This window comes from Arthrobacter globiformis, from assembly GCF_030818015.1.
Classification (GTDB): Bacteria; Actinomycetota; Actinomycetes; order Actinomycetales; family Micrococcaceae; genus Arthrobacter; species Arthrobacter globiformis_C.
On sequence record NZ_JAUSZX010000001.1, the window covers coordinates 4,046,876 to 4,070,037 of the forward strand.

The 23,162-nt window shown below is 62.8% G+C and carries 12 protein-coding genes and 1 pseudogene; 7 read left to right on the plus strand and 6 right to left on the minus strand.

Annotated elements, in window-relative coordinates:
• Positions 1–223: 223 nt before the first annotated feature.
• The 3 genes from QFZ23_RS18930 to QFZ23_RS18940 form a co-directional block, all read right to left on the minus strand.
• Positions 224–1,744, minus strand: a complete 1,521-nt coding sequence (locus QFZ23_RS18930; protein ID WP_306925289.1) for a polysaccharide pyruvyl transferase family protein — start codon at positions 1,742–1,744, stop codon at positions 224–226.
• 137 nt (positions 1,745–1,881) lie between these two features.
• A complete protein-coding gene (locus tag QFZ23_RS18935) occupies positions 1,882–2,871 on the minus strand; it encodes a glycosyltransferase family 2 protein (protein ID WP_306925290.1) in 990 nt (329 codons plus the stop codon).
• Positions 2,872–2,966: 95 nt separating this feature from the next.
• Positions 2,967–7,424 carry an S-layer homology domain-containing protein gene (locus tag QFZ23_RS18940; protein ID WP_306925291.1) on the minus strand — a complete coding sequence of 1,486 codons (4,458 nt, stop codon included), beginning with the start codon at positions 7,422–7,424 and terminating at the stop codon, positions 2,967–2,969.
• Positions 7,425–7,942: 518 nt separating this feature from the next.
• Here QFZ23_RS18940 and QFZ23_RS18945 point away from each other — a divergent pair.
• The 3 genes from QFZ23_RS18945 (at position 7,943) to QFZ23_RS18955 (ending at position 11,751) form a co-directional block, all read left to right on the plus strand.
• Positions 7,943–8,410, plus strand: coding sequence for a hypothetical protein (locus QFZ23_RS18945; RefSeq protein ID WP_306925292.1), 468 nt, complete (start codon positions 7,943–7,945; stop codon positions 8,408–8,410).
• A 94-nt stretch (positions 8,411–8,504) separates the two neighbouring features.
• Positions 8,505–10,259: a hypothetical protein gene (locus tag QFZ23_RS18950; RefSeq protein WP_306925293.1), complete on the plus strand. Its 1,755-nt coding sequence runs from the start codon at positions 8,505–8,507 to the stop codon at positions 10,257–10,259.
• A 286-nt stretch (positions 10,260–10,545) separates the two neighbouring features.
• Positions 10,546–11,751, plus strand: a complete 1,206-nt coding sequence (locus QFZ23_RS18955; protein WP_306925294.1) for an FG-GAP repeat domain-containing protein — start codon at positions 10,546–10,548, stop codon at positions 11,749–11,751.
• A gap of 613 nt (positions 11,752–12,364) precedes the next feature.
• On the opposite strand, the gene QFZ23_RS18960 is transcribed toward QFZ23_RS18955, so the two are convergent.
• Complete coding sequence (locus tag QFZ23_RS18960; RefSeq protein ID WP_306926935.1) at positions 12,365–15,139, minus strand: FG-GAP-like repeat-containing protein; 2,775 nt, start codon at positions 15,137–15,139, stop codon at positions 12,365–12,367.
• 735 nt (positions 15,140–15,874) lie between these two features.
• Positions 15,875–17,290 (minus strand): annotated as a pseudogene (locus QFZ23_RS18965) (S8 family peptidase); the annotation flags it as partial.
• Positions 17,291–18,011: 721 nt separating this feature from the next.
• Here QFZ23_RS18965 and QFZ23_RS18970 point away from each other — a divergent pair.
• From QFZ23_RS18970 to QFZ23_RS18985, 4 genes are all read left to right on the plus strand, one after another.
• Positions 18,012–18,476: a hypothetical protein gene (locus QFZ23_RS18970; RefSeq protein ID WP_306925295.1), complete on the plus strand. Its 465-nt coding sequence runs from the start codon at positions 18,012–18,014 to the stop codon at positions 18,474–18,476.
• A gap of 622 nt (positions 18,477–19,098) precedes the next feature.
• Entirely contained in the window at positions 19,099–20,160 is a 1,062-nt protein-coding gene (locus QFZ23_RS18975; protein ID WP_306925296.1) for an FG-GAP repeat domain-containing protein, read from the plus strand.
• 489 nt (positions 20,161–20,649) lie between these two features.
• Entirely contained in the window at positions 20,650–21,294 is a 645-nt protein-coding gene (locus QFZ23_RS18980; protein ID WP_306925297.1) for an endonuclease/exonuclease/phosphatase family protein, read from the plus strand.
• A gap of 158 nt (positions 21,295–21,452) precedes the next feature.
• A complete protein-coding gene (locus tag QFZ23_RS18985; protein ID WP_306925298.1) occupies positions 21,453–21,899 on the plus strand; it encodes a hypothetical protein in 447 nt (148 codons plus the stop codon).
• Here QFZ23_RS18985 and QFZ23_RS18990 read toward each other — a convergent pair.
• Complete coding sequence (locus QFZ23_RS18990; protein WP_306926936.1) at positions 21,874–23,016, minus strand: acyltransferase family protein; 1,143 nt, start codon at positions 23,014–23,016, stop codon at positions 21,874–21,876. The genes QFZ23_RS18985 and QFZ23_RS18990 overlap by 26 nt on opposite strands.
• Positions 23,017–23,162 lie beyond the last annotated feature (146 nt).

The following is a 23,162-nucleotide window of genomic DNA, read 5'->3' on the forward strand; positions in this document are numbered from 1 at the left end:
TACCGGGGGCGTCGGTTCGTGGGCACTACGCAGGCCGTCATTCGAGCAGCTGCAGGCTTCACATCGGGATCTACTAGCTCGGGATTTCATCTCCGTGGCCCTGGCGGCGGTCTGTTCCCAGCAGCTGGACGGCCTCGCCGGCGTCAAGTCCGTGGCGGCAGGCCACACCGTGGCGTTTGCCCGGCAGGCCTCTGTCGCCAACGGAGATACGGCTGGGAGCCCTTTAGTGCCGTCGGCCTTTTAGCCGACCGGTGAGGTGAGCGCTTCGCCGCAGGAACGATGCCATTCGGAACGACCGGGAGGAAAGAATTGCATCGCGTTCACGAATGAGCTCGGCGTGGCGTCGGGCAAGAGCATCACGCTCGGAACTTACCTCATCCAGTTCGGTCCACAGGCGGCCAATGCTGCTGCTCAGGGTGCGGAACAGTCGCCTGTGCCCGTTTGCCTCCCGGGACCAGGCGCCTTCTGCCGCCAGTTGGGCTACTCCGCCCAAGCCGTCCGGCGTTTCCGTTCGGGCGCCTGCCAGTGCCACTGCTACGCCATCCCACCATTCCTGCTGCCTTTGGACTGCATCAGGAAGTGCCTGCACGAGGTGCTGACGGACTTGTTCGCGTCGCGACCAAACTTCCGATATGCCGTCGTCCATTCCCCCCGATGCAAGGCTTGGCAACGGAAGGGCCCAGTTCTCCAATCCCCAGTTCTCCATTGCTCCATGCAGGCGGACATCCGAATAAGCATCGTTTGATACTGCAACCACTGGCACGCCAGCGGCCAGGCCGAAGACGGCCGGGTGATAGCGATTCGTCAGTACCAGTTCGGCCGCTTTGGTGATGGACGCGGCTTCACCCGCCGGGAGCACAGGGAGCGTCCTGAGGCGGCCGCTGCGGGAATTCTCAAGCAGGACCCGGTGGGAATCATGGTCGCCGCCGGAGTGGCCTGCTCCGAGCGCCCCGAGGTGGGGAACGAGGTACACCGGAAGACCGGTGAGATCGGCCGCTCGGTCGAGCACTCCGGCATATGCCGGCAGGTTGTTGCTTCCTTCCCGCCCCGAGTCTGGGCTGAATGTCGCAGCGATGTACTGCCCATTGGGCATTTCCGTTCCATGCTGACCTGTGTGCGCATTCAGCTGCTCAGACGGCTGACGCATCTCAATAAAGCTGCCGTCGTCGAGGACCTTCACCAGTCTTTGGGGCTCCAGACCGAGTTCCAACCCCAAAGCGTAGGAAGATGTCTCGCGGGCCCCTACGAGCGTGGCGGAGGTCAGCAGTTCTTGAAGGACGGCCCGGTCCTGCGGCAGCAGCGCGGGCCCGAACGTCTGGCCACTGACCACCAGCGGCTTTCCCAGCTGTTTCGCGATAAGCGCGACGGCGGCACGTTCATACAGCAGCCAGCCGAACAGAGAGTTCATGTTGCCCCCGCCGGCGATCAGCACGCCGTCGGCCTCCCCGATCGCTTCGATCACTGACCACGTATGGTCAGCGGGAGGCAGGGCCGACCGGTCACCGGCGGCGGCCCGCCGGACCAAATCGAGATGGCGGGCCCGTTCCCCAGGCTGCCAGGGAAATTCGACGGTCTGGGCAGCGTCCACCCCGTAGAGCCGAGATGTCTGTGCCGGATCGCGGGACAGCAGGACAAACTCGGCGTCCATCCGCTTCTTCAGCTCGTCCACAGCGGCGACTGTCATGGCCTCGTCCCCTACGTGGTACGCAGCCTGACCCAGATCCCCTTGAACAACAATCTTCACTTAGATGTCCTCTTCCGGCCCGCGGCGCGTCGATGGTCGACGGCAGGCTGATACACACCTGTCCCGTGGACAGGGCCAATAAAATTTGAAAGTGGCGAAGAACCGGGGACAGCGCCCGGCTCCTCGATGGGCTGGCCCTACCGCTGAAGCAGGCGATCCTTCAGCCTGCGGTAGCGCCGGCGCAGGAGGCTCACCAGGCTGGCATCGCTGATGGCTTCCTCCAGCAGGCGCAGGCGTTCCTCGCTCCGGACGGAACGGTCGATCAGTTCCCGGAGCAGCCCTTCGGAGTAGTTCTGGCGGTTGTGGAAGTGGTGTGCTTCCCGGTCCTGGTGCTTGGTGATGTAGAGGAGGGCGCCCAGACCTGCTTCCGAGACGTAGCTGCGCAGATGCTTCTCACGCACGTCGCGGTCGAAGTCCTGGTGCGCGGTGTCCGAGACGATGACGCTGTTGCCGAGGTCGCCGGTGGATTCGCGGCGCTGGTGCCAGAAAGCCAGCGGCTCGCCGTCGATGAAGCCGATCCGGTGGGACTGGAGAACCCGCAGCTGGAACTCCCAGTCGCCCACGACGTCCAGGTCCTCGTCGAAGTAGCCGACCTCGTCATGGAGCGCCCGGCGGTACAGGAGCGAGATGGGCACGCACCGGTTGTGGCGCAGCGTGTCGAAGAGTGTGATGGCGCGGACGTCGGCACAGAAGATCTCGCGGCTGATTTCCTCGACGCTCTCGCCGACGATCCGCTCATAGACGATCTCGGTGCGGACCGCGGCGCCCGCGTCATCGGTGGCCTCCAGGTGCGCCACCGTGCGGGCCAGGAAGTCCGGGTGCCACTTGTCATCGTCATCATGGACAGCGATGTACTCGGAGTCCGACGCCTTGATGCCGGCATTGGAGGCCCCTTCCATGCCCCGCCCCACCTCGTGGTGGATCACCAGTACCCGGCCGCCAAGTTCGTCCCTGTACTTCTCGACGACGGGGTCCACTTCGCTGGTCCGCCCGCCGTCGTTGACCAGCACCAGGAGCCAGTCCGTGAAGGACTGCGCCAGCACGTCGCGGATGGCACGGTCCAGGAGCAGCGAGCGGTTCCTGGTCCGCATGACGATGGCCACACGGGCAGAGGGCATGACTGACATGGCTGTATTGACCTAGCGTGAGGGAGATGATGTCACTTGAGGATATCCGACGGCAACCTGCCGGCTGGTATGTTTCACCTGCAGGGTGGCCTTAGTCATCCTTGCAGACCAACTCTCACGGGTGTCGCGCGGTCTGTCGTCGTTCCGTCCCCCACGGTGCCGCTTGGATTGGTTCCCCAGCCCCACAATGACCCGTCTGTTCGCCGGATAATGGTCGAGCCGGATCCGGCCGTCAACGCCGTGGCGTCATTGATTCCAATTTTGGCGGGCGATAATCGAACGGTTGTTGATCCGTCGCCCATTCGAACGGTCGACGGGTTACCCCAGCCCCAGATGCTGCCGTCCGAGCCAAGTGCAAAATTGACTCCTTGACCGGTCGCTACGGCGGCAACAGCGGGCAGCCCGGAAATATGCTTCGGACTACTCACGACTTCCCTTGCGCCGTCACCAAGAATGCCGTGATACGAGCCCCACGCCCAAACTGTCCCATCGTTGAGTACAGCGAAGGTACCTTGCCCGGTGGCGATGCTGGCAACATCTGAGAGGTTAGGGATTGGTGCGGGGTTCAGGCGGTAATCGACGCTTGACCCGTCGCCGAGTGACCCTCCATCATTCCAGGCCCAGGATAGAACTGTGCCGTCTTTGCGCAGTGCGTAACCTGTACCTCCAAACCCCACGGCGATGCTTTTCACGTTGCTCAGCCCTGTCGCGAGGACAGGTCTTGTCCGGTCGATGGTCGTTCCGTCGCCTAGGAGCCCCCAGTCATTACGACCCCACCCCCGAACTGTCCCATCTCGCATCACGGCGTATGCGCAGTTCATTCCCCCGGTTATCGAAACTACACCGGTCAGTCCTGCGATCAGAGCAGGCCGGAGACTGGTGGTTTTCGTTCCGTCTCCAAGTTCTCCCAGTGCGTTGTAGCCCCAAGCCCATACGGTCCCGTCAGATTTCAGGGCGTAGGCGCTCTGGTAGCCAGCTGCAATTGCTGTCACCGAAGTAACACCGGGTACTTTGACGGGGAGCAAGCGGTCTTGAGTTGTGCCGTCGCCAATCTGTCCGGTGCCGTTGTTTCCCCACGCCCACACGTTGCCATTTCGATCGAGTGCGTAATTAGTGGCGGCACCGCTCGCGAGGGCGACCGCGTCAAAAGGAAGGTTCGGTGCCGGCGTCGTCGGCAACTCGGTCCCGGGGAAGGTGGTGGCATAGTCCCATTGCCAGGTTTTGATTCTCCAGGTGTAGTTGCCACTGACGATCACGGCGTCGAGCAGTTTCTTTTCAATGATGGGAACGGTGAGTTCGACGCCGATGATGACGTCGCCTCTGATGTAAAGGGACGCGTCGACTTTGTTGCCGGTCGTGGCCATGGTGATCGATGCGGAGGCACCCGCCTGCGCGCCGATTGTCAGCGTCGGCCCCGCGAAGCCGTAGATCAGGAGACCTGCCTTAAGCGTGGGTCCGAATCCCGCCTCGATCTTTCCGGTCACCGCGGCGGTCCCGTTCGGCCCGAACACCGGCGTGCTGAATTTAGTGACCGGGCCGGTGTCCACGCTTCTGAAACCGCCGTTGGATGAGTAGCGGACGCCGAAGTCCTGGCTGCGCTCAACCCCGAGATCCACCGTCAGGGACGTCGCAGCCGAAAAATTGGCTTCGAGGTAGACGGTGCCGCCCGGCCTGATCACGACAGGAATCGTGAGGACCATGAAGGTGATAGGCGCCATCTTGAGTGTGGCGAGCTCGTGTTTCATGCGGTTGTTGGTGGCGGTTTTCAAGAATGCACTCGCTGTGGCCTTTGCGCTCATCTCCGTATGCACGATCGTTGAAAATTCTTCAATTTGCACCTGGGGCCCGCCCCAACCCCACTGAAGGTTGGTCCTGAGGGTGAAGGTCAGAGTGAAACCGACTTTCGCTTCACCGCTGAGTGAGACTCCGGCTGATGAGGCGATCGCGGCCTTGGCCTTCTGAATCGTCGATTCGGGCGTCTTGCCGAACGATAGGCAGCCTTTAACGGCGTCGCAGGTAATCGTGTCCTTCAACGCAATGTGGCTTGCAAATTGGAGGCTTTCGTCGATTGTCACCGCGAGGGGCGCGATCCCGGCAGGCCGGAGTGATTGCGCCGTCATTCTTGCCGGCGCCGCATTGAGGGGAACAACTTCGGCATCGGTCCAGCTGGATGTGGCTGTATCGGTGTAGGTGTCCAGGGACACGTCTGACCCGGTCTCTACCGTTGCAGCGGCAATTCCTTCGTCCTGCACCGTGAGTCCCGGGGAGTTGTCGCCGTCGGCCCCTGTTTCAGCGGTGGCCAGTCCCATGCTGCTATCCAGGGGCACCTCTTGGCTGAAATCAACCTGCAGGAACACATCAGCCAGTGTCGCCGGGGTAGTCGTTGCGACGGTGGAACTGCCCACCTGGTCAACGGCCGATACTTGCCGCAGCAGTCCGTCCGGGGCTGCGGCGCTGGGTCCTTCGACGATGATCTGGCCAACCGCCAGGTCCGGGCTGTTGGCCACCGTCACCGAGGTGGGAGTGACAGACTGCACGGGGTTCACCGCCTCGTCCAGCTGCACCGCATCAGGGGAAATGATCTGCGTGGAAACTGTCGGCAGGACGGCGTTCACCAGGACGCTGGAAGAGCCGGTGTGCCCCGCCCTGTCCGTGGCGCTCACCGTGAAACTTACCTGGCCACTCTGCGGAAGGCCCGTCTCGAAAGACCAGCGGATGCCCCCCGCGGTCTGCCGCACTTTCGGTGTTCCTACCGCAGCCCCGCCCACGGTTACCAGCATTGCCGCAACGTGGGCCGTGGACGATGCCACCGTGCCTTCCAGTACGAGCTTCCCGGTCTCCCCAAGATCCACGCTGGCCGAAGACGCGGGCGAAGTAATGCTTACTTCCGGCGCCGGACCCGAGGCAGCGGGCGGCGCCGAGAGAAGGGTTCCCAACGGAAGAGCGACGGCGGCGGCAGAGCCGGAGCCGATCCTCGCCGTCGGCTGCCCCTTTCCTAAGGGAACGAACGCCAGCTGGGGCTGGGCGCCGCGTCCGGCGTCGATCACTGCCCCTCCAACCCCGGGAGTGGAACCCGGAGCGACATCGAGGACACTGGCGGCCGCGCCGCTGGGTTCTGCAGAAACCAGCATCAGCACGGCTTCGCTGCCGGCAGGGCCCTCCTGGGAAATCGGAGTGCCCGCTGAGGTGGCTGTGAACTTTTGGGGCGTTGGTTCGCTCGCGGGCACGAAGCTTCCGCCCACGTTCACGTTGGGTGCTGCCTGCGCGGCATCGGTGACGTACCCGCGGACGTCCATCCGCAGCGATCCCGTCCCTTTACGCAGTGAGGCATTCACGGTGCCGGTCTCGGACGGCAGCAGCATCGTCGTGATCGTCGTCACTCCGGCCCCGACGTTCAGGTCCTGATCACCGATCCGAAGAGTGTCAGGGGCTGCCAGAGTGACGGTTGCGGTAACGAACACAGCTCGCACCTCCGTGGCCGGCACCCCTCCGGCTCCCGTAACGCCGACGTCGAAAGGGGCTGTCGAAAGCTGCGGGCCGGCGAGCTGCCGGTCCGTGTCAGCGCGCGTGACCGGCGCAGGCAGTGCGATAGTCGATCCGGGAACCGTCCCAACTCCGTCAAACGTGGCGATGAGTTGGATCGTGACCTGTGTGTCGTTCGAAGCGGACACGGTGATGGCCCCGTTAACGAGCGGCGCCAGGACGGTCGTGGAGGCAGAGGTTCCTGAGGGAACGGTAAGGGCAGGAGCGCCAGTCACGCTCACAGTGACGGCGTCCCTGGCATCCTTGACCGAAAGCCTTACCAGGCCGGCGCTGTGGCCGGTGGCCAGCGGGCCGAGATGCACGGTGCTGGTGGCCCCGGCAGCAAGTGGCCGGGCGCGCACCAGGAACCGGTACATGAACGCAGCCATCGCATCGCGGTTGACTGCCTGCAGCGGCCGGAAGGTGCCGTCCGCCCACCCGGTGGAGACCCCGGTGGAAGCGAGCCAGCCAATTTCAGTACTGAACGCCCGGCCCGCCGGAACATCCCTGAAACGGGTCCCTGTGGAGCTGGACAGCGCAGGTTTTCCGGCGAGACGGTACATGAACGCGGCCATCGCGTCCCGGTTCACGGGCTGCACCGGCCGGAAAGATCGCCGGTTGCCGGGTTCCGCCCACCCGGTGGAGATGCCCTCCGCCGCCAGCCACGTGATCTCCTTGTAAAACAAGTAGCCGGGAGCCACATCCGTGAAGGGCGACACCTTCGGGGGCGTAAACGCCGGTTTTCCCGCCAGCCGGTACATAAAGGCAGCCATCGCATCCCTGTTGACCGCGGTAACCGGCTTGAAAGTCCCGTCCGCCCAGCCGGTGGAGACACCGGACGCAGCCAGCCAGCCAATCTCTCGGGCGAACGCTGCACTGGTTGGAACATCCTTGAACGTCTTGCCGGCCGCACCGTCCTGAGGGTACTGCGCGTCAGAATAAACGGCCGAGGGGGCGGCCGGGTCGACAACCGCTTGGGCTGCGAAATCAGCGGCGCCGGCCGAAACCGATCCCGACAGGACTAAAGCCATCGAAACCACACCGGCACCGAAACCCGAGAAGGCTCGCCGGAACGTCGAACTGAACATGATTCCCCCACAATCAGCGCCACTTCACGACGCAACCGCAAACCCAGCAGACCCTCTGCCGTTAGGAACCGGCAGGCATGAACGGTAACTTCATGAAGGCAGAGAATCGGGATCAGGCTACAGCCAGCAGAACCAGGCGCCTAAGCCCCGACGCTGCAAACGCAAACATGACGCGCCAGCCAGCGCTGCCAAATTTGGTCAAAGCTAACACCGGATGTCACGCGAGCTGTGAGAATCGCGCCAATCCTTCGGCAATATTGAGGTTGCGTTCCGGAGCAGAGTACGACGGCGGTGCTTGCCTTCCAGCCACCGAACCGCCTCCTTGGGCCGAATAGATTCTTGATGAAACCTTGAGCGCCCCTTGGTTGCCACTTGATGTTGGAACGACATGCTCTTTTCATCGGGACCGGACAGGCGCCGCGGAAGCGGGCGACAGAGCCGCAACAACTTCAGGGGAGACCATGGCAAAGATCGCAGGACGCAAGAAGCGCATCATCGTTACCACCGCAGTACTGGCCGCTGTCGGCGGCGGCGCCGCGTTCGCATACTGGAGCTCAGTGGGCACCGGCTCGGGGCAGGCAGGAACCGGAACCAGCGTTCCGTTCACCGTCGTGAGCCAGGCAGCCACGGGCGGTCCCCTTTCTCCGGGCGGCCCCCAGCAGACCGTAGCCTTCACGGTGACGAACCCGGGCTCGGGTGTACAAAACCTGGCGGCCGTCGATGTTGCCATTCCCGCGGATTGGTCCGTAGGTACCACGCTCCCGTGCACGGCCGCTGATTTCACAGTCGGCACAGCCTCAGTCACCAAGGGGGCCATCAACCCCGCCGGGAATGTCCAGGGCACCGTGACCGTCACCATGAAGAATCTCGCCACCAACCAGGACTCCTGCAAGGGAGTGACGGTACCGCTGGTCTTCTCCGCGAGCTGAAGGCACAACCGGCTGACGTACCTGGTCACTAGCCCGCTCTTCAGTCTCCGCTGGTAGACCAGCTTTCCGCCCACCTCGCGTTCAGAAGGTAGACATGGCAGCCAACAGCACCAGCTCCACCGAGGCCCCCCGGGTGCCTCGGGCGGGGCTGGTGCTGCTTAAGCGCTCGGCCATCCGTTGCACAGCCATAGTCGCCTCGCTGCTGATGGCGGCGTTGGTGGGCGCTCCCGGCGCATCGGCCTTCTGGAAGTCCGTGGGGCTGGGAACCGGGAGCGCCGTCACCGGGTCGTTGGCTGCACCCACCGGAGTTACCGCGCCAGCCACCAATGTGGGCGCCGTGCCGGTGAGCTGGACGGCCTCCGCCGGAGCAATAGCGCCCACCGGCTACTATGTCACCCGCATCACGGGCAGCGCCACGGCGCCGGCCTGCGGCAGCAGCCCGGCAGCCCTGCTGGCAAGTGCGTCCTGCACCGACAACGCGGTGCCTGTCGGCACTCACAGCTACGTCGTCACGGCTGTCTACCGGTCCTGGACGGCCGTCAGCCTAGCCAGCGGCAACATCACGGTGGTGCTGCCGGCAAGCAACCAGCTGGCCTTCACCCAAGGACCGAGCAATGCGACCGCCGGAGCGGCGGTCAGCCCAGCGGTGACTGTGACGGTACGGTCCTCGGGGCTGGTCCCCGTTGCGAACGTTCCGGTGACTCTTTCAATCGGGAACAATCCGGGCTCGGGCACGCTCTCCGGCACGGTGACGGCTTCCACCAATGTGCTTGGCGTTGCCACTTTCGCGAACCTGTCCATCGACAAGGCCGGTTCGGGGTACTCACTCACGGCGTCCTCATCCGGCCTGACGCCCATCAGCAGCGGGTTTTTCAACATCACCCCGGCGGCGGCGAAGACACTGCAATTCACCACTGCCCCCGTCTCGGGGGCAGCCTCGGCGTCGGCAAATCTTGGCCCCATTTCGGTCCAGCGGCTGGATGCCTACGGCAATTTGGTTACGGCAGGTGATCTCGCCGTCGGGCTGTCTTCCACCACAGCCGGGACCGGCATATTTTCCGCAACGGTGGGTGGCCCGGCAATCACCACCGTAACTATCCCCAACGGGTCGTCGGCTGCGTCCTTCCGCTATGGGGACACCAAAGCAGGGACGCCCACTCTCACTGCCAGCAGCACAGGCCTGGCTGCGGCTTCCCAAACGGCAACCATCACCGCCGGCACGGCCACCAAGCTCGCTGTGCTCAGCGCGCCTGTGACGGGAGCAGCGTCTGATACCGCCATCCTCGGACCCATCACGGTCCAGCGGCAGGATGCGTATGGGAACCCCGCCACGGCAGGCTCCACCACGCTGCTCCTGTCCTCCAGCTCCGGGACGTCATTCTTCGCCGCCAGTTCCGCAGGCGCGCCCGTGAGCCAGGTGACGATCGACGTCGGCTCTTCGGTAACGTCCGTCTACTACGGGGACACCAAGGCAGGTTCGCCGACAATCACGGTGAGCAACAGCAGCCTGGGCGCAGTCACTCAGACCGAAACCGTCGTGGCGGGTGCGGCATCCCAGCTCGCGTTCGAGACCGGCCCAACCCCGGTTGCCACCATCAACCAGCCTTTCAACCCCGTCATTCGTGTCCTCATGGCTGACACATTCGGCAACCCGTCCGGCACCGGTTCTGTCACCATCAGCACTAACCTCAGCACCTGCAAACTGAGCGGAACCACGATTCAGCAGGCCGTTTCGGGCCTGGCGACCTTCACCGGACTTCAGCCTCAGGGAAGTGCTTCGAATTGCAGGCTGATTGCTACCAGTGGAACCCTTACTGCCACGAGCAACGCGTACAGCGACAGCCACTAACGAGAAACGCCGGGCCGAAAAGTTCTATCTGTGGATCAGGGCGAGGCACTCGCCACCCGGGGTGCAGCATTAGTCCAAACGTTATATAAAACAAGATAGTATTTTCGATAGATTTTTCCTCTTCAACCCATAATCTGATCTCGCTCACCCTGATTGGTCTCTTGGGTGGGCTTATTCATTTGCTTTTTGACAAAAAGTTGGGGGAAGAATGAAAAACGCCATTTCGCGACGCCAAATTCTCATGGCTGCAGGCGCAGCAGGAACAATTGGAGCATTTGGACTCGCCGTGCCGGCCGCCGCTCACGCCGATGATGTCAGTGGGACGGACACGCCGCACGTTGATGAAAGCTACTTCGCCGATGAAGGTGTTTTTGTAGCGCAGGCGGCGCGGACATTGAGCACCTTTGACGGCTGGGTAGCGAACAACGAAAACCGGTACATCGATATGGATGGCGCCTACGGCGCCCAGTGTTGGGACCTCTGGGAAAACTACTGCCTCTATGTCATCGGAACTTCAGGGATCAGCACGCAATTCTCGCCCCACCGAGGCTACGCCATTGCACTTTGGGACGGTTTTGCATTCAACGGGGCCGCCGACTATTTCATTCAGATATCCGCGTCGTCTGTGCCGCAAAAGGGCGACGTCGCAATATGGCAATACGGGAGCTACTTGCCGTACTCCCATGTGGCTATGGTGATCAGTGACGCCGGCCCAAACGTTTACTGCTTTACTCAAAACCCCGGGCCGAGCGTCAAGCAGTACCTGTCCAAGCAAGGGCTGGCGGGATATTTGCGCCCCATACGCAACAACGTCCCTTCCCCGACCATAAAGTCCGCAGCAGACCTGCTCGCCGTTGACCCGTACGGCGTGCTCTGGAACTACCCAGCCTCAGGCAACGGCCGCTTTGGGGCGAGAATCCAGATCGGTCCAGGCTGGGGCAACATGGTCACCGGCTGGACCGTGGACTGGAACGGCAACGGCATCTTCGACGTCGTAGCCAAATGGAACGACGGCAGCCTCAGACTCTACCGCGGGCAAGCCGACGGCGGGTTCGACAGCTACCAAAGCATCGGCGTCGGATGGCAGAGCATGCAGATCGCCCCCTCCCGGTTCATCAGGTCCAACGGCTTGCCCGGAATGCTGGCCAAGGATTCTTCCGGAAGCCTCTGGTACTACACGAACTCAAGCGGCGCCGCCCTGACTACGGCGGGTAAGACGCAGGTGGGCTGGAACTGGGGCGCCTGGAACATCCTCCCCATGGACTTCAACGCCGACGGCAACCAGGACGTGGTGGCAATCGACTCGTCCAACGCCATGCGGCTGTACAGGGGGGACGGTACCGGTGCCTGGCTCGGCTCCGGGCAGATCGGATCCGGCTGGACATTCATTTCTGTGGCGTCCTCTGCAGGCTTCGCCGGCCGGGGGACACGTTCCCTCGTCGGTACGGGCTGGAAGGGATACAGAATCTTCAACAGCCAGCGACTGGACTAGAAGCCGGCCATTGAAGGGGCCCTGCACCGGTGCTAGCACCGGTGCAGGGCCCTTCTGCATCTTTGAACCAACCGGTCAGTGCCAGCGAGTAATAGCGGGCGTCGTTTAGGTTCGTCGGTCTCGTGGCCAGCGGCCGGGGCAGGCGCTTTGCTGGAGGAACGATGCCATCCTCAATGACCGCGAGGACAAGAATGCCTTGACCGCGAGGACAGAATGCCTTCGTGTTCACGAATTGACTCGGCCTGCTGTCGGGCAGGAACAGCGCGTTGCGAACTTGCCCGCTGCCCGTTCCCGCGAGCGGCGATGAGCCGGCAGCGCGCATGCTTGCGGAACACAGGCCTTAGTGTCTGGACCTGGCCCGGATGATCACGGCAGAGAGACCGCTTGCTGCAATGAATGATCCAAGCATTACTGCAAGTGCTGATGCGTATTCAACGATAGTCATCGCGGCCACACCCTTTCAGTTGTGATGCGGCGACAATACCGGCGCGAATCGGCGCCCCTGAGAACGAACCCGGCGTGTTGGATCAAGATTTGGAAACGGTCCATCCCCGGCAACGGCCGCCACGCGAAGATTCGCGCGGCGGCCCTTCAGTTCAGGGAAGCGGCCGTGTCAGTTCCAGCCGGCGCCCATGGAGGTCCGGCCCAGCCAGTTGCCTGCACCGTTGCCCTTGTACAGCCAGAGCACGCCGGCAGCGTCAATTGCCAGGGCATCAGGCCTGCCGTCGCCGTTGAAATCGCCGCGGCCCGCGATGGTGCCCATGGCGTTCCAGCCCGCACCGGCGCTGGTCCGCGAGCCGAACCCGCCGCGCCCGTTGCCGCGGTAGACCCAGAGGATTCCGCTCTGATCGCGGGCCAGGATGTCCACCTTGCGGTCACCCGTCAGATCGCCGGGACCGACGACGGCGGTCATCGCGTTCCAGCCTCCGCCCACCCGGATCCGGGCCAGCCATCCCCCGCGACCGTTGCCGGGATAGACCCACAGCGTCCCGCCGCTGTCCCGGGCCAGCACGTCCGCCTTCCCGTCACCGTTCATATCACCGGGACCGACGATGGAGTTCATGACGTTCCAGCCACCGCCCACCCGGATCCGGGCCAGCCATCCCCCGCGACCGTTCCCGGGGTACACCCACAGCGTTCCGGCAGAGTCGCGTGCCAGCACATCGTCCCTGCGGTCCCCGGTCAGGTCGCCGGCTCCGACGAGTGAGTTCATGACGTTCCAGCCGGCGCCCACCTTTGTGCGGGCGAGCCAGCCCCCGCGCCCGTTGCCCGGGTACAGCCACAACGTCCCGCCGCTGTCACGGGCGAGCACGTCAGCCTTCCCGTCACTGTTCAGGTCACCCGCAGGCACAACCATAGTCATTCGGAACACGGCCTTGAACGTCGTGGACCAGGATGAAACCGCTCCGGCCTTCAGCACGTAGTCCGGCTTGGCCTTCGCGACGACGCTGACCGTTCCTGCCCCGGGATAGGTCCCGGCAGTCACGGTCTTGCCCCCGGCCAGGTACTCCACGCCCTCGACCTCGGGAACGGTGTAGGTGTCCTGCGCGGTGCCGTCCTTGTCCATGAACACCACAGGCGCCGGCGTGACCACCAACGGCGTCGCCTTGAACGTCGCCGTCCACTCAGTCACAGCACCGGCCTTGAGGACGTAATCCGTCTTCGTCCGTGCAACCACGGTGACGGTGCCGGTGCCCGGGTGGGTTCCGACCCCGACGACCTTGTCCCCGACCAGGTACTCAACACCATCAACAGCAGGGATCGTGTAGCTGTCCTCTGCCGTACCGTTCTTGTCGGTGAACACCACGGCAACCGGGCTCACCTCATACGGGGTCGCCTTGAACGTCGCCGACCACTCCGTCACGGTACCGGCCTTGACCACATAATCGGTCTTCGCCCGCGCCGTCACCGTCACCGTGCCAAAGCCCGGGTAGGTGCCAGCGGCCACGACCTTGTCCCCCACCAGGTACTCCACACCATCGGTCGCAGGGACCGTGTAAGTGTCCTCCGCCGTGCCGTCCTTGTCCGTGAACACCACGGCAACCGGGCTCACCTCAAACGGCGTCGCCTTGAACGCCGCCGACCACTCCGTCACAGCACCAGCCTTGACGACATAATCCGCCTTAGCCCGCGCGGTCACCGTCACCGTGCCAGTGCCGGGGTACGTGCCCGCTTTCACACTCTTGTCAGCGAGCAGGTACTCCACGCCCTCAACTGCAGGAACCGTGTAGGTGTCCTCTGCGGTGCCATCCTTGTCGGTGAACACCACCGCCTCCGGTGCCACCTCGTACGGGGTCACCTTGAACGTCGCCGTCCACTCAGTCACGGTACCGGCCTTGACCACATAATCGGTCTTCGCCCGCGCCGTCACCGTCACCGTGCCAGAGCCCGGGTAGGTGCCAGCTGCGACGACCTTGTCCCCGACCAGGTACTCCACACCATCGGTCGCAGGGACCGTGTAAGTGTCCTCCGCCGTGCGGTCCTTGTCCGTGAACACCACCGCCTCCGGTGTCACCTCGTACGGGGTCGCCTTGAACGTCGCCGTCCATTCAGTCACAGCACCGGCCTTGAAGACGTAGTCAGTCTTCGCGCGCGCCGCCACCGTCACCGTGCCAGCGCCGGGGTACGTTGCCGCCTCGACGACCTTGTCACCGACCAGGTACTCCACACCCTCAACTGCAGGAACCGTGTAGGTGTCCTCGGCGGTGCCATCCTTGTCGGTGAACACCACCGCCGCCGGTGCCACCTCGTACGGGGTCACCTTGAACGTCGCCGTCCACTCCGTGGCAGCACCGGCTTTAACGACGAAGTCAGTCTTCGCCCGAGCCGTCACAGTGACCGTGTCAGAGCCCGGGTACGTCCCCGCCTCGACGACCTTGTCCCCAACCAGGTACTCCACACCCTCGGTCGCCGGGACCGTGTAAGTGTCCTCCGCCGTGCCGTCCTTGTCCGTGAACACCACCGCCGCCGGGACCACCTCAAACGGGGTCGCCTTGAACGTCGCCGACCACTCCGCCACAGCACCGGCCTTGACCACGTAGTCAGTCTTCGCCCGCGCCGTCACAGTGACCGTGCCGGCGCCGGGGTACGTTCCCGCCTCGACGACCTTGTCGCCGACCAGATACTCCACACCGTCAGTCGCCGGGATCGTGTACGTGTCCTCCGCCGTGCCGTCCTTGTCCGTGAACGCAATAGTTCCAGGCTCCACGTCCTGCAGGACGGTGGATGTGGCCGCACTGGAACGTGTCTCAAGGCGATAGCCGAGTTTGGTGCCCGTGATCGATACGTGCAAGTTGTGCCCGCGATCTTCGGTGCCAACCTCGTATGTGGCGTTAGTTGCCCCTTCGATGGCAGTTTGTGAGCGGAACCATTGGAATGTGTGGGTCACAGGCGAAGGCGTCCAATCTCCTGGCTCCGCTGCCAAAACGCGCCCGACAAGAGGCACTCCAGTCACGACAGGCACAGGAGAACCGGTGAGAAGGCCCGGCGCTACAGCACTCGTTGATGGTGAAGTAGCCGATACGCTGTTGGCCTTAGCACTGCTGCCGGTGACCGTGACTGCTAAAACAGCACCTAGGTCCGACGGCGGAACCCTGTAGGTCACTTCGGTAGCGCCTTCAATATCGAAGCCGTTCTTGCTCCATTGGTAGGCGAATGCCACGTCTTCGGGCGCCCATTGCCCTGTCGCAGCTTTCAGAGTGTTGCCGACGACTGCGTCGCCGGTAACCGTTGGTTCACCGGGTGAGATCGAAAACGACTCGATTGGTCCAACGGGGGCCGAAGTCCGGGAAGCTGTGACATAACGGCTCTTCGTGCCCGTGACCTTCACGCTGATCAATTTGCCGAGTTCAGAGACACCGGGCGTGAACGACGCGCCTATCCCATTCGGGAGAGGATCCCCGTCCGCTAACCACTGATAGCTAAGCGTGACCGGCGCCGGTCCCCAGGTCCCCGGTTCCACCGTCAGCGTACGATTCAGTGCGACAACGCCAGTCACGGTGGGCGAGCCGGCGGTCAATTCCGGATCAGGCCGAACTGCGGCGCCGGCGTTGACGATGGGAAGGGATGGCGGGCAGACGGCCCCGATGATGCAGGGAGAGCCAGAGAAGCGGACGGTCGCTTTTAGTCTTTCTTCAATATAGGACGGGGTCGCCTTCTCACCGAGGTTAGCCACCAACATGGCCGCCACGCCTGCTACGTGCGGGGCAGCCATAGATGTGCCCTGAGAGAAGTAGTACGCCTCCGCTCCGGGCGATGTGACGCCTTCGTTCAAAGTGGAGGCGATACCGTTTGATGCACTCCAACTCATGTCCCCGCCCGGGGCCATGACATCAACTTCTGGTCCGTAATTCGAGTACGGGGCGCGCTGGGCGTTGCGCGTGCTGGCGCCAACGGTAATTACGTTTTGGCAATTCGCGGGGCTCGATTCAGCCGCTGGCCTATTCTCGTTGCCGGATGCTACAACAATGGCCGCCCCTCGCGATGTGGCTAGGTCGATTGCAGATTGATATGTAAGGGAGCAGGCACCGCTCCCGCCGAGGCTCAGGTTTATGATTTTGGCCGGGTTTGCGTTGTCGGGTAGTCCTGCCACGGAGCCGCCGGCGGCCCATATAATGGCGTCCGCGATGTCGGATGTGTATCCGCCGCAAGGCCCCAACGCCCTCATCGGCAGGATTTTTGCGCCAGGAGCTACGCCAGCCACGCCCTGGTTGTTGTCCGTCACGGCTGCAATCGTTCCGGCAACATGCGTGCCATGCCACGATGACTGGCCCACTCCGGAGCCGGAGTAGCACTGTCCCGCCCCTGTCCAGTCGCCTTCATCACTAGGATCGGCATCCCGCCCATCGCCGTCGCGGGCTGAGAAGGGATTCCAGATCATGTCGAAGCCAGGAAGAACGTTTGCGTTGAGGTCGCTGTGGTTCGTGATGCCGGTGTCGACGACCGCCACCACGACGCCTTCGCCTTTGCTGACCGTCCACGCTTCCGGCACTCGCATGCCACCTTGCGATTCAAAGAAGTCCCATTGAAGCGGAAAAAAGGTGTCATTGGAGGTTGCGACGGACATCGGCCTCATGACCAGGTCGGGTTCGGCGTATTCCACATCCGGGTCAGCGCGCAGTGCATCAAGAAGTGTTCCGATCTGATCGGTGGACAGCTTCCGGTCGGTCCGAAGAACATGCGCTCCGGCCGATGTCGCACGCACATCCTTCAGCGCAGCACCGACCTTTGATCCTGCGGCAGCATAGGAACGTCCACGCTCAACCGCACTTATCCGTGCCTTCTCCTTGTACCTGACGATAATCTGCTCCGTTGGCACATCCGCGGACTGAGGAGACATCGGCATGGCGGGCAGTGTTGGCTCGTCCGCCACGGCTGGAGGGGCGAACAGTCCGCCGCCGATAAGAGCGCCAACGGCAGCCAAAGTTACATGCGAAAAAAACCGTGCTCGCGGCAGGCCAATCAATAGGACCGTCCTAAGGTCATGCGTCGACCACAGACGAGTCACTACGCGGATGGAGGCCGCGTGCCCCGCGTCCATGTTGAATTGTAGCTATAACTTCAAGCTTCAATATCCATGCAGCAGCGCCTCGCTCCCCCTCGTGGCCGGTGGACTTAGCCCGATGCCATAAACGCCAGTGCCACGTTCAAAATCGAAGCCTGCAGCTGCATCTAGGATGAGATAGCAGGAGCCTGCTCTGGACCCTGTCTGGACCTGGACCGGAATCACGGCGGAGAGACCAGTTGCGGCGGCCAAGGATCCCAGCATTATTGCTAGTGCCGATGCCTATTCAACGATAGTCATCGCGGCCACACTTTCAGTTGTGATGCGGCGACACCACCGGCGCGAATCGGCGCCCCTGGGAATGAACCCGGCGTGTTGGCTCAAGATTTGGAAAAGAGGTCTGCCCGGGCGGCCGAGGTTCACCAAGTCACGCATGCCACCTCCCCTGGCAGCAAGGAGCCCAACGGCCCCCCATAAATGCCGTTGGAATCCCTGCGCCTTCTGAGAGACTAGCCAGTCCGTCCCAGCGGGGTCAGCACAGTAACGAGCCGGCGGCGGAATTTGTCACCGGAAGTGGGGACACCGAGAAGCTTTAATATATAGCAGCCGGCCAGCAAACAATTGGTTGCCCGCGACGCAAAGCGAATTCCTACTAATCAACTGGCACAATTGCGGCAGAAATGGCGTCGGCGGGAATCGCCGTCGTCGGTGACAACAGGGGTAGCCGCAGTGGAACAGGCGGAACTGCAGCAGGTTCGTGCAGGAATCATCGACGACGTGCTCGCTCTTCGTCGCGGTCCAGATCGGCCTGGGGCTGCTGAGTCTGGACCTGGTGACCGCCGCGTGGCCGGTGTTGCTGGCCATGTCCATCTACGTCGCGGCCGCCGTGGTGGTGCTGCTCCCTCGCCAGGGCCCGCTTCCGTTGGGCCCGGCCATCACGGCCCTCGGCGCGGTGGCCGCGATCACCCTCCTCGTGGGCAGCGCGCTTCCCCGTGACACCTGGCCGGGATATGCGGCCTGGCACCCGTCGGCCAGCTACACGCTGTTGGTGGTGGTCAACATCCGCGACCGGGTTCTGCTCTCGTGGATCGGGGTGGTGCTGGCCGCTGTGCTCGTCACGGTGTGGTCGGAGCAGCGAGCGAAGCATACCGATTACGCAGACACTAATAGCTTCTTGGTTCTTGCCGTGTTACACGCAAGGGAGATGACTGGAAAAGAATGAAAACACCGCGAACGCCGGACAATTTCCGCTACCATGCGGGAAGTCATCGATAATTTTTGCCGCGCGGTAGCCTGCGGCCATCTGGGGGATCTTCATGCTTAAACGACTCGTCGCTACATTATTGGCGACAGCCATTGTTAGCGCGGGGCTCGCGCCCGCTGCTGTTGCAGACGGCTCGGGCTGTACCCGGATCGCCGAATTCCAATCCATTTCGTATACGTGCAGCGGACCGAACATCGATTTGTCTCTCGTGGCCACCGATGCAACTCACCTGCACACCAGCGGCCACGTTCAAGACTGGACCGCTCTTGGAAGGCTGACGTCCCTCAAAGGTCTCGTCATCGACGAAGGGACGAACGATGACGTCACAGCCATCCAATACGCTGCTCCTTCCGTTGACGAGGTTAGCCTGCAAGGGCCTGCGATCACGGACCTCTCACCTCTATCGTCTCCGACAATGTCATGCTCTGCTTCGAAGCCTTGCATTTCCGCGATCAATCTAGTGGTCCCGAGCGTGAGGGCACTTTCCCCACTGTCGAATCTGAATTCTGGCGGATGTCTGCCTGAGGATTGCGTCCGCCACCTCACAATAGATGCGCCTGCCGTCACCGATTTTTCCCCGTTGGGTTCCATCCAGAAACTCGGCACATTGTCTGTGAATGCTTCCTCAGACGCTCGTGAGCAGCACGTCATTTTGGCAACGTTTCCGTTGCCGAGTTACAGGGGGTTCAACGGCTCTCAGCTGATGCCAGCGCACGATCCTGACTTTCCTTATCCGCAGCACACCCTCCAGGGCGCGACTGCTCGCGCGACCTATTATGCGGAGGGGTGGGTCGATTTCTTCGTCTGGCCCCTCGCCCAGTCAACCGGGTCCACGGCCCTTGAGGCATACGGAACCCAGGTGAATGGCGCAATTTCACGAACCTATGTCGTCACCAAGCCGTCCAGAGGTGACTTCAACAGTGATGGTAGGTCCGACCTCCTGGCAAAGGATTCCGCCGGAGTCCTCTGGCTCTATCCAGGAACCAACAAGTCCACGCTGCCAACGAGAACGCGTTTGGGGGCGGGGTGGAACTCGATGACAATGATCGTGAGTCCCGGGGACTTCAACGGAGACGGTAGGGCGGACGTTCTGGCGAGAGACAGCGCGGGTGTTCTTTGGCTGTACCCCGGGAACGGCAAATCCGGGTGGGGCATGAGAGTGAGATTAGGCGCCGGCTGGAATATCATGACCGCCCTCGTCGGCGCTGGCGACTCCAACGCTGATGGCAAGGTCGATCTGCTGGCGCGCGATAGTGCCGGAGTCCTCTGGCTCTATCCAGGCAACGGCAAGGGCGCATGGCTTGCGCGGATCAGGATCGGCGCCGGCTGGCACACGATGGCTTCGATCGTTGGTGGAGACTCCATGGGAGCCGACCACATTGCTGACGTGATCGCGAGGGACTCAACTGGAACCCTGTGGTTCTATCGCGGCAACGGACAAGGTGGGTTCCTTCCCCGAAGCAAGCTGTACACCGGGTGGAAGGGTGTGACTGCAATAGCGAGCCCCGGTGACTTGAGCGGCGACGGAGAGTCCGATCTCTTGGTCCGCGATGCCAGCGGAGTCCTGTGGCTGTACCGCAATCCTGGCTTACCAGCTGCCCGCATCGGGGCCGGCTGGGCTGGCATGAAGGCCATCGTCTGAGTCAAGAGCGACAAAGAGCCGCCCGCCGACGCCTACTATTACCTCTGGTCAGTGGGTGGCCCCGGTCCTGCTCCAATGCCCCGTCCTGTTCCGCATTGTCGCGCACCATTGGCTGACTCTCTCTGCCGTTACGGCACGACGAGCCGTCAGAGCAGCTAGTCTGCAAGCCACTCTGGCCTGATCTGTGCGGGCGAGTGTCCTCGTATTCACCCTCGGGGACAACGTAGCCGGCCTACAGGAAGCCCTCGCAAGCGGTGCCATGTGCGTCTCGCTCAAGCCCGCCGGGGAAACCATCGACAGCTGGTGGAAGGCTCTGTTCCTCTGGTTCTTCCCGGCACTGCAAACTGCATTCACATCGGCGTCGGTGAAAGGGGAAAGCCTGGCGTGTAGCCGGTAGGCGCACGAGGCATCGAGCCGGAAGGGATAGGATTCCGGAGGCCAAACCACAAACTAAGGGTGCTAATGCGGATCATTTCCTGGAACTGCTCAATGGCTTTCTATAAGAAGCGCCACCTGCTCGAAGCCCTGGTGCCGGACGTCGCAATAATCCAGGAAGTCTCCAAAAAGGACATCGAAAGCGGGGGCTACCCCTTCGCAGCCTGGGTCGGCGCCAACCCAAGCAAGGGCCTGGGCGTCATAGGACTGCGCCACGCCAGCAATAAAGTCATGGAACCAAGCGACCCCGCTCTGCCGTGGCATATTCCCTTCAGCGTAGACGGCCTGAACATCATTGGCCTGTGGGCACACCAGTTGACAGGCGAACTTCGCTACGTCCGCATCACGCACGAAATCGTGGACCGGCATGCCGGTTTTCTGGGTTCAGGACGGGCCCTGATCGCCGGCGACTTCAACAGCAACACCATTTGGGACCGCGAACACCCAGGCAGGAACCATTCAATGCTCGTCGACAAGCTGGCCGGCCTCGGACTTGAGAGCGTCTTCCACCGCCAGGAGAGCGCCGACCACGGCAGCGAGATGACCAAGACGTACTTCCATACCCGCAACCTGAAATTCGGCCACCATATCGACTACGCGTTCCTCTCTTCGGCCATGGACGCGAAGGTGGCAGTAGGTGAACCTGATCGATGGCTCCCGCATAGCGACCACATGCCGCTAATCATTGACGTCACCTAACCTCGGTTAGAAGCCCGCCTGCAAGTTGGCCCACTCAGCAGTGGACCTGATCGTGGAGTCGCATATTGCCGGGACCCGTGCTGACGTCCATCGTCAACGACTACGCCCTCGTGAGCCCGCGCTAGTCTCGTGCCCTAGCCGTCCCAATGCCCCCGGACATGGTCAATCTGTCGGACGGGCAGCTGGCGGTCATCGATCCCCGCGCCCGGCAGGTACAGTCCGTTATCCATGTGGGCGAATTCTCCTACGGTGTGACAGTCAACGCGGCGGGGACTTGTGCCTACATCAACGGCTTCGACTCCATGGTTGTGGTCAGTCTGTCCACGCAGAAAGTCGTGGCCCGGAAACCTTTGACGGCCATCGACGCAGGGCGGATCCACCTGAACCACGCGGGCCTACTGGGCTTCTCGATTGGGGGACACGACGGCAAGGCGCCAGTCGGCGGCATCCTCCACGTCATTGGCCTGGCCTCGATCACCGTCGTCGGCACCGCGCCCGTCGGATTCGTGGGAAGCTCGATCGCCTTTTTGAACCTTCCGGACAAAGAGTACATCCCAAGCGGGGCCATAGAAGGGACGGTCACCCTCGTGCAGATGCCCCAGTAGGCGTTCGTTCCACCTGCGGCTCGGTGGAGGTGGGCGTCGATTCGGGCTCGCGCGTGTCCGCCACGGGGCCACCACCCGATCCCCGGTTCCTTAGCCGGGCCTCAACGGGACGCTCGAAGAAGGTGTAGGCGGCGCCGGCGAGCGGAATCGATATGGCAATTCCGACGACGGCGGCAGTGACGCGTTCGGCAAGAGTCTCCGGGCCGAGTTCCAGTGCCGTCCGCAGCACGAGCTCGTGGACCAGGTACAGGGCGAAGGACCATTCGCCCAGTTTCACCATGGCAGGCGCACTGGCGAAGGTGGGGCGGCCTCCGCAGCGGTCACGGTCGGCATAGGCCGATATCAGCAGGGCGAAGCCAGGAATGCAGAGCGCTCCCGCCAGCGGCCCGGCGGTATGCCATGGCGCGATGCCGTCTACGACTTCGAGAATGAGGAAGGAACCGATGGCCGCAGCCGCGCCGACGCCCACACCGAACCTGGGCTTCCAGCCTTTCCTCATGGCGATCGCGAGGCACACACCCACAATGAACTCTGCGATCCGGAACGCGGGGAACGTGTAGAACAGAGCTCCCCAGTCGAAGCCGGGGGCGAAGGCGAGCAGGACGGAAACGAGGGAGACGGCGGCGGCGAAGACCGCGGCGCTGACGCGGAAGAGCTTTCCCGGTTCGAGGCGTGACAGCCGTACCGCCAGGAACGGGAACACGGAATAGAAGAACGCTTCGCAGGAGAGCGACCAGGACACGCCGTTGTAGGCGTAGACCCAGTGCTGGTCGCCGAGCCAGGCCTGCACGAGGAGCAGCGAGGCCAGGAGCCTGGGAAGGGACTGGTCTCCCTGGGTGGCCAGGGCAAGGACGACGGCGGCACTCGCCGAGAGTGCGTGCAGCGGCCAGATCCGGGCAAACCGGCGCCAGTAGAACTGCCGCTTCGGCGTGTCTGGCTTCATGGACCAGGCCAGCACGAACCCGGAAAGCATAAAGAAGAACGTCACGCCAGTCTGCCCCATGGACACGAGGGGGTACACTTCAGGCACCAGCGTCACTGCCGCGTGGTACAGGACCACGAGCATGGCGGCTATGAACCGAAGTCCTGTCAGTGAATCCAGCCGGGCGCGTGAAATTGTTCTTTCTCCCTCGGTGAGACGGCGACGAACGGTCCAGTCTACCCACGAAAAGGGGCATTATCACAAAAAGGTAACGGCGCTCCTCCGGTCTTTGGGACCTCGAGTGGGACAGCTTGGGGCAAGCGGGACGACGAGCATTAAGT

Excerpts from the sequence above, each read along its gene's own strand:
- QFZ23_RS18935 (WP_306925290.1), bottom strand. The coding sequence starts at position 2,871 with ATGTCAGTCATGCCCTCTGCCCGTGTGGCCATCGTCATGCGGACCAGG.
- QFZ23_RS18940 (WP_306925291.1), bottom strand. The coding sequence starts at position 7,424 with ATGGCTTTAGTCCTGTCGGGATCGGTTTCGGCCGGCGCCGCTGATTTC.
- QFZ23_RS18945 (WP_306925292.1), top strand. The coding sequence starts at position 7,943 with ATGGCAAAGATCGCAGGACGCAAGAAGCGCATCATCGTTACCACCGCA.
- QFZ23_RS18950 (WP_306925293.1), top strand. The coding sequence starts at position 8,505 with ATGGCAGCCAACAGCACCAGCTCCACCGAGGCCCCCCGGGTGCCTCGG.
- QFZ23_RS18980 (WP_306925297.1), top strand. The coding sequence starts at position 20,650 with ATGGCTTTCTATAAGAAGCGCCACCTGCTCGAAGCCCTGGTGCCGGAC.
- QFZ23_RS18985 (WP_306925298.1), top strand. The coding sequence starts at position 21,453 with ATGGTCAATCTGTCGGACGGGCAGCTGGCGGTCATCGATCCCCGCGCC.